11 protein-coding genes are annotated in these 7,576 nt (G+C 59.5%); 4 read left to right on the forward strand and 7 right to left on the reverse strand.

The genetic code is table 11. The annotated features are described in order from the left end of the window. The 3 genes from NCS02_RS35130 to NCS02_RS35140 all read right to left on the reverse strand — a co-directional run. The coding region (locus tag NCS02_RS35130) for a phage integrase N-terminal domain-containing protein (protein ID WP_284504567.1) at positions 1-372 on the reverse strand (372 nt) is incomplete at its 3' end. Between the two features lie 778 nt (positions 373-1,150). Continuing rightward, complete coding sequence (locus NCS02_RS35135) at positions 1,151-1,627, reverse strand: response regulator (protein ID WP_008344533.1); 477 nt, start codon at positions 1,625-1,627, stop codon at positions 1,151-1,153. A gap of 49 nt (positions 1,628-1,676) precedes the next feature. Beyond that, positions 1,677-1,988: a hypothetical protein gene (locus NCS02_RS35140; RefSeq protein ID WP_008344535.1), complete on the reverse strand. Its 312-nt coding sequence runs from the start codon at positions 1,986-1,988 to the stop codon at positions 1,677-1,679. 344 nt (positions 1,989-2,332) lie between these two features. Here NCS02_RS35140 and NCS02_RS35145 point away from each other — a divergent pair, with 344 nt between their 5' ends. The 4 genes from NCS02_RS35145 (at position 2,333) to NCS02_RS35160 (ending at position 4,338) form a co-directional block, all read left to right on the forward strand. Next, positions 2,333-2,644, forward strand: a complete 312-nt coding sequence (locus NCS02_RS35145) for a YuaX family protein (RefSeq protein WP_008344537.1) — start codon at positions 2,333-2,335, stop codon at positions 2,642-2,644. An 8-nt stretch (positions 2,645-2,652) separates the two neighbouring features. Next, positions 2,653-3,600 carry a tyrosine-type recombinase/integrase gene (locus NCS02_RS35150; protein WP_033535636.1) on the forward strand — a complete coding sequence of 316 codons (948 nt, stop codon included), beginning with the start codon at positions 2,653-2,655 and terminating at the stop codon, positions 3,598-3,600. Between the two features lie 152 nt (positions 3,601-3,752). Then, positions 3,753-4,031 (forward strand): type II toxin-antitoxin system RelE/ParE family toxin, encoded by a 279-nt coding sequence (locus NCS02_RS35155; protein ID WP_008344539.1) that lies wholly within the window; start codon positions 3,753-3,755, stop codon positions 4,029-4,031. 10 nt (positions 4,032-4,041) lie between these two features. Further along, positions 4,042-4,338 (forward strand): HigA family addiction module antitoxin, encoded by a 297-nt coding sequence (locus NCS02_RS35160; protein WP_008344540.1) that lies wholly within the window; start codon positions 4,042-4,044, stop codon positions 4,336-4,338. 90 nt (positions 4,339-4,428) lie between these two features. Here the strand turns inward: NCS02_RS35160 and NCS02_RS35165 are convergent, their stop codons facing one another. From NCS02_RS35165 to NCS02_RS35180, 4 genes are all read right to left on the reverse strand, one after another. Next, positions 4,429-5,199: a replication initiation protein gene (locus NCS02_RS35165; protein WP_008344542.1), complete on the reverse strand. Its 771-nt coding sequence runs from the start codon at positions 5,197-5,199 to the stop codon at positions 4,429-4,431. A gap of 762 nt (positions 5,200-5,961) precedes the next feature. Further along, a complete protein-coding gene (locus NCS02_RS35170) occupies positions 5,962-6,603 on the reverse strand; it encodes an AAA family ATPase (protein WP_033535635.1) in 642 nt (213 codons plus the stop codon). A gap of 109 nt (positions 6,604-6,712) precedes the next feature. Beyond that, complete coding sequence (locus tag NCS02_RS35175) at positions 6,713-6,967, reverse strand: hypothetical protein (RefSeq protein WP_008344545.1); 255 nt, start codon at positions 6,965-6,967, stop codon at positions 6,713-6,715. Continuing rightward, a partial coding sequence (locus NCS02_RS35180) for an integrase domain-containing protein (protein ID WP_250482580.1) occupies positions 6,951-7,576 on the reverse strand: 626 nt, incomplete at its 5' end. The genes NCS02_RS35180 and NCS02_RS35175, both read right to left, overlap by 17 nt.

Genomic DNA, 7,576 nt, shown 5'->3' on the forward strand with positions numbered 1-7,576 from the left:
ACCGGTGCCGACGCGCGTGCCAACCGGCACGCCAAGCTGTGCATTGGTGACGGCATCCGCCCAGTCGCCTCGGCCGGCGCCGCGCAAGGCGCGGCGCAGATGGCTCACTTCGTTCTGGATCGTGCGCGGCGTGATGCCGGCCTCGATGCGCGCACCGACATAATTGCGAAGCTGCTTTTCCGTGACGGTGGCAGGTTCGACATCGCCATAACGCCGCTGCCTGGCATGTGCAGCGAACGCCTTGAAAGTCGTCAGCATCTTCTGCTGGGTCAGGGTCGCAGCCCCCTTGTGAAGCGATGCAGCCATGAACTTCGCTTCGATCGAGCGCGGCTGCGATCGCGATCGGTTCGGTAATGACGTGGACTTGTTCATCTCTTCTTTGTTGGTCTTGTTTGTCGTTGTGTTGCACCGGAACGCTCCAGCGAGCCGGGTCCTGCCTTTGTTTAGGGAACTGTGGGCCGCCACCTGGAGGTGGGTTGTCGTGGCCGGGGTGCTGCTGCCGATGAGGTCGTTTGTCGTTCGCCGGTTGGCCGGTTCGACGCGCTGACGTGCGCTTAACTATCACGTCATGAGACGGGCGCCTTGCGTGGTGCGGGCGGGAGGGGTGCGCGAGAGCGCGTCACTGCTCCTCGATGCGAAGCAGTGACGCGCAAAACCATGTGGTTGCCTCGGCGGATGCTCCCAATGATCGGGCCGCGGAAGGCGGGGAAGTCACCGCATCTTGCTTGCTGCGTTTGCTGTCGGCACAGCAAACGGGAAGCGCGGACGCGATGCGCTAGCTGGGCTGCTCGTTGGCAGCCGAAAGACGAGGTAAGTTCGAGCTTGGTGGCTCGTAGGAACGTGATGCGCGGGCAAAGCCCGAGATGGAAAAGTGCTTGCGCTTGCGATGGACGGACTACGACAGCCCCGCCGAAGCGCCACGAAAAAATCGCTCAGGGGGCTGTGCAGGGCGGACGAATCCGATGTACTTGCCGTAAGCGGTTTGCGGGCAAAGTGCCCGGCTTAAGAAGTAGGATCAGGCTCGAAGCCGATCGTAGGTCGATGCGTCAGGGACGCAGGAACGCCGCTACGTTAGCACAGCAGTTTTCGTCTGACCAGTCAGGTGGTCGCACGTGGTTTCTTACGATGCCGATCAGCTGGTCTTTCGAAGCTAGGCAACGCCTCCCGCACGGGTACCTGATCCCGTGCCATCGGCCTGAGTGAAAGTCTTGAGCAGCTGGATCAACTGACTGAGATCTCGACCTTTTTGCAGGTAGCCGTCGAACTCGTCATCGACCAACTGGCGGCGCAGTTCGGTTTCGTCCAGCGCGGTATAGGCGATGATCGCGATGTGGTTGGTCCGCGGATCACGCCGCAGCATGCGAGCCGCCTCGATGCCATTGCATGCTGGCATCTGGATGTCCATTAGGATGATATGGGGCGCCCATTCGGGCGCCAGATCGATGGCGTCGCGACCGCCGAAAACAGCACGTGACTCGATGTCCTCCAGCGACAGATAGACCGTCATGGCCAAGGCTGCATCGTGGTTGTCATCGACCACGAGGACGCGCAGTCTGGCTTGATTGAGTGGCACTCGTCGCGCGGTCCACGGTCGGGGCGCCCGCTGAAACAATTTCGAAAACGGCATGAACTCTCCAGTGCGCCCTATCGATAGATAGCGCACCGACCATGCCCGCCTACGAGGAGTCCGGTAAGCAATCGTCCTGAATCGCCGTCCGGACGCTTTGAAGGACGCCATCCACGCAAGTCAGTGCCCAGTCCAGCCGTCGCAGTGCCAGGTAGGTGCGCGCCTTGTTTAATTCGCTCTGCTGCGCCATGTCGAGGGGCAGGCTCCACTCGACGAGTCCCACGAGGTCGGACATGTCACGGCAAAGCGTACTTTCTGTTTTTTCGTATTGCTGCTTGCCCAACGCGCGTCGAATCAAGGATGAGAATTGGGCGCAGTCGGCCACAGCAAGGGCAAGCGCATGCAGGTCAGAGTCCGACATAATGAGTAGCCGAAACGTGATTCACGCAACCCGCCGACGCTAGCGCACTTCGTGCCGTTTTATAAGGCGCTCGGCGCGTCCGAATTGCGTGCACAACGGTCGCGCCAATACGTATCGTCCTTCTATATATTTGATAATGTCCTTTATCAGATATATGCGGCGCTCGCCTGGCGCCAGCGACAGGCGGGGCGTCGTGTGTGGCTTAGGTGGGCGACACGAGCAAAGAAATGTGCACGCTTGCCGATCTCGACCAGCTGCTTGAACAAGCGCAGCGTCAATTGGGCGTGCGAAAAGGCGGCAGCCAACAACCTAACTTTTGATCACAGACCTTGGTAGATCACCGTATGCCCACCAAACCACCCGCCGATTCGATCATCCAAGCCGACACGGCGTTGCTTGCGCTTGAAGCGCTTGAGGAACTCGTTATCACGGTGAATTTCGATCGTGATGACCCCGCGAGTGTCGAGGCAGCCATTCAAACCGTCGAGGCATCGATCGATACCGCCGTAGCCGCCTATCGTGGCCACCCCATGGTTGAATCAGCCGTGGCTGAGTTAAAAGCCGAGTGTCGGGCGGGTCTCTATGAGCAAGCTGAGCGCGTGGACGCCTTCATACCCGGTATGTCGGCTAGTCCCAAAAAACCGACATTGCACTGACGGGCTCAATGGACCTAATCGTCGCTACCTCTGCCCCATCGCTTGTTCTCGCGGCCGGAGAGCGGGCCAGTATTCGCTTCCTCGAGTTTTTTGCTTCAGCCATCCGCAATCCGCATACGCGGCGGGCGTATGCGCGGGCGGCAGGGGATTTTCTGGCTTGGTGCGCCAGCGCGGGCGTGGCCTCCATCACGGCTGTGCAGCCGCTGCACGTCGCCGCGTGGATCGAGCTGCAGACGCAGACCTTATCGGCGCCAACCGTCAAGCTGCGGCTGGCGGCGATCCGCCACCTGTTCGACTGGCTCGTGACCGGCCAGATTGTGCCGCACAACCCGGCCGCGTCAGTGCGCGGCCCGAGTCATACAGCCAAGAAAGGAAAGACGCCGGTGCTCGATGCGAGCGAGGCGCGACAGCTGCTCGACAGCATCGATGTGTCGACGCCAATTGGCTTGCGCGACCGGGCGCTGATTGCGCTGATGGTGTTTTCGTTTGCGCGGGTGGGCGCCGCGCTGGCGATGCGGGTGGACGACGTCTATGTACAGCAGCGGCGCCTGTGGGTGCGCTTGCGTGAAAAAGGCGGCAAAGCGCACGCGATGCCCTGTCATCACACACTGGAGGCGTATCTGCATGACTATCTCGACCAGACGGGGCTACGCGATGAGCCGAAGGGACCGCTGTTTCGCACGATTACGCGTGGCACTGGCCAGCTGAGCAAGACGCCACTGCCGCAGGCGAACGCCTATGCGATGGTGCGGCGCCGGGCAGTAGCGGCTGGGATCGATACCCCGATCGGCAATCACACGTTCCGCGCGACCGGCATCACCACCTATCTCAAAAACGGCGGCACGCTCGAGAACGCCGCGGTGATGGCCAATCACGCATCGACGCGCACCACCCAGTTCTATGACCGGCGCTGCGACGACATCAGCCTCGATGAGGTCGAGCGAATCCTGCTCTAACAGCCGAAGACCCACATTGACTCTGTAAACGCCGCAATGTACAGTGTAACTATACGCTATACATGATGTTCATCAGGCAAGACCAACTGACTAATTGACGTGACTTTTAAAGAGGTAAGAGATGGGATCTAACCACTTTGATTGGGAGCACCATGATCAAGTCATGGCGACACAAAGGACTCGAAGAGTTCTTCAAGACCGAAAGTAAGGCGGGCATCAGACCCGACCATGCAGCCAGATTAAAGCGTCAGTTAGCTCGGCTCGATGTGGCTCAGTCGCCGCATGATATGAATGTGCCGGGCTGGAAGTTTCACGGATTGGAAGGGCCGTTAGCCGGTCATTACGCTATCAGCGTGAATGGGAACTGGCGGATGACCTTCACATTCGAAGGTACTGACGCTGTCTTGGTGGACTACCAGGACTACCACTAAGGTTCAGTACATGACCCAAATGTTTAACCCGCCTCACCCGGGTGAAACGCTCCGGGAGGATATCCTCCCGGAGCTTGGTTTGACAGTGACTCAAGCGGCCGAGCAGCTCGGTGTCACGCGCGTGGCGTTGTCACGCGTGCTGAACGAGCACGCAGGTATCTCGCCAGAAATGGCCCTTCGGATCGAAGGTTGGCTCGGTGTCGAGAATGGCGGCCGCGCAGACGTGTGGCTGGCCCAGCAGACCGCCTATGACCTTTGGCAGGCACGCTCCAAGGGAACGCCCAAGGTCGAGCGCGCGCACGCGTGAGCTTGGCTTCGACGATCAAGGCCGCTCGGCACCTTTTGTCATTCCTCCGGCTGCCGCTAGCCGCGTCGTATGAGGCGATCGGTAATTGCCTCAGATTTCAAGCCGGCCTTGCGGGTCGCGTGCAAAGGTAAATCGCACAGCCTTGACCTTCCGCCCGGCCTTGATCTGCTCCCACTGGATAATCCATCCGTCTTTCTCGTTGAGTTCAGCAACGGCCGGCTCGATAATTCGCCGTTTGATGTTGTTGAAATTCTGGCGCTGCTTCTCAGTCGCGTCCATCGCGGCCGCGAAGTCCTCTATGTCGTATTCAGCCCAGCCAGTGGATTTGAAGCGCGTAAGCAGTTCGAGCAGCCGCCAAGAATAAATCGAGCGCAATGCAGACGCTTGCTGCAATTGGTACGTAGTGAACTGCCCCTTCAATGCCGTCAGATGGGGGAGCAGTGCCGGCCACCAGTGCAACTCAACCCACCCCTCGCCCACTTGATATTTGATGACCCCGACCCATCGCATTTGAACCTTCGTTGGTGGCAACGGGGCGCCATTGCGACGATGCGCGGCCTCATAGAAGGTGATGGTGCGGTTGTAGAGCGTCTTGGCCGCTGATTGGAGCTGTTCGTATGCGGTGTTCGCGTCAACATGGAAGGTGTCGGCATACTCTGCAGCTGTTATCCGGGTCACAGGCAACTCGCCGACTTGTGGCAAGCGCCGACTGTCAAGCTTGCTGACGGCGGCTGCCACAATGCGCTTCTCGGCCAGCGTGAGCCCCTGCCCCGCTCGCGTCAGCGCGTTGCTCATCGAGATCCACCGATCGCCCGCTGGCCTGTCCGTGATCGCCGAATAGCTCTCCGCTTTCCCTGCCATTTTCACCCCTAAAGCGTCATCCGGCGACTCTGACGCATATCTCTAATTGCGTCAACAAAATATCAAGACGCAATAGCCCGGAAATTGACGCAATTTAGTGGCTACCAGGGCACGCCGGAAGAAATAGGGAGCGCGAAAATCTTTTGCATGGGCTGTGGATAGCGCCCGGAAAAAGACGCACTAACCCGGAAAAAGACGCAATTGACCCGGAAAAAGACGCAATAGCAGGCTGCAAACCCTTACGGCACAAGGCTCCCAGCCCTCTATAAACAAGAAAAAACTATCTAAAAACCGGTGGGGACAGGCATTCAGAACTTCCCCGTGTGGATAAGTCCCCTGTCCACCGGCCAAAGGCCCGTGGACAGCCGCGGTGCGGTTCGGGACTTCCCCACACTTGAGTCTGACGCGCCCTTCGGGCTTGCCCCCATTGAGAGAAACAACCGATTCAAAACCACCCGCAAAAGTCCGACAGGCAGGGAATAGTCTGTCTCGTCAATTTTTTGCGTCGCGCTCGACCAGCTCGGCGCATGCGAGCGAAATCGTCGCAGCTCGGCTAAGGCCCTTTCGTGCCGCGAGTGAGTCGACTGTAGCGAGCAAGTCGGGGGAGATCGTAATGGCGATTTGAACCTTGTTTTTCCGTGCTGGCGGGCTCGCGCTTCGCGTCGCGGCAGCATCGGGCGCGCGGCCGATAAACGCATTTGCCGCGGGCTCACTAGCAACAGGTTTAGGCTTTTTTGTGATGGACATAATATATTTTCAATATTATTTCAATATTGAAACGAGGTGATTTTTTAATGCGGATAGTTCGGTGGATGCGTTCACGTCGCGCGGCCGGTATTCGTCGATGTGGAGCCCCGCCCCGCTCGCACTGGCGAACGCTTTTCGCCGCCCGATGCGCAGCGGCAGCAGCTCGATGCCTTCAATGTCGGCAAGCGCCTCACTCGCCTCTTCGTTGTCGCTGCCTTGCGGATCGGCGGCATTCAGCAGCGCCAGAGCTCTTACGTCGCGCACACTGCGCGCCTCGCGCAACAGGCTCGCCACGTCCGACAGCGCCCAAACATCGAATGAACGCGGCTGAAACGGCACCAGCATGAGATCGGAGACTGTTAGCGCCGCGCGTAATGCAGTCGAATCGCGTCCGCCTGCGTCGATGATGACGTGATCGTATGCGCTGGCCTGCTGCGTGACCTGTGCGCGCAGTGTCGCGCCGTCTGGGTATGCGGCGGCGGCGATCGGCGCCCGGCCACTTTCCGCGCGCACTGTAATCGCGCCCAGGCTTGTCCCCTGTCGATCACCGTCGACCAACCAGACGCGCTGTCCGTCGAGTGCAAGCCCAAGCGCGAGCTGGACGGCGAGGGTCGATTTGCCTACGCCGCCTTTAGTGTTCCCGATCGTTATAATCATACTTATTCTATATTGTTTCAATATTGAAGACATATTGGCATAATTTTGAAACAATACCACGGTATAGAGCTTTGCGGGCCAGATCATCCTTTGGTGATGATCTGTTCTATCAGCGTGGTTGGTTGTTGGCCTGCTCAGCAGCAAGGAAGATCAACCGCTCCACCACCTCCCGGATCGTCTCACCGCGACTTCGAAGTCCTTTTAGGGCTTCGAACGCCTCGGGCGAGATCTTCAATCTCGGAAGTGCGTCAGCCGGATCCGAAAGCCCTTCCAAGCGTGTGCCGCCGACTAGTTCGGTCTTGACCTTCCACACGCTGCCCTTCGGCAATCGATGAGCGGTCGTGAATTCAGGTTTGCTGCTCATAGGTCGCTCTCAGATAGTTGTTCCAAACCCAGCGGCCGCGGCCCTCACCGTGGCCCAGATCACGCGAACACAACGCGAGCGCTTCATTGCCGCTATGGCCCTCGCTCAAGTAGTGCTCATAGTTGTCACGGCAGAAAGCTCGGCGTAACGCATGACCGGAGTCCTTACCCATCAACCCCAAGGCCGCAAAGCGGTCATGGACCTGCTTTTGGGCTGCGCGCGCTGTCGTCGCGTCGACTAGGTATGGCCGCGTCATCGTAACTTCCAACGCCGCTTTGACTGCGGCTAAGGCGCGATCCCGGTAGGGCGTTGGGATGACCGTATCCCTCACGCGTCCGCCCTTGGTGCCGTGGCGGATCGTGATGAAGCTTTGCCCACGCGCGAGCGCCGCCTCCCATTGCTTCAGGCTCTTGTGACTTTCAATCATCTCCTCGCGCCGCAGGCCCAGGCAGCGCTCGAGTTGGATCCAGGCTCGGGTGTCGGCCGGTGCATGCTCGAGGGCGTGTTCGAGCACGTGCGCGTCGACCACGAGACCGGTGCCGACGCGCGTGCCAACCGGCACGCCAAGCTGTGCATTGGTGACGGCATCCGCCCAGTCGCCTCGGCCGG

The organism is Caballeronia sp. NCF2, from assembly GCF_023631205.1.
Classification (GTDB): Bacteria; Pseudomonadota; Gammaproteobacteria; order Burkholderiales; family Burkholderiaceae; genus Caballeronia; species Caballeronia zhejiangensis.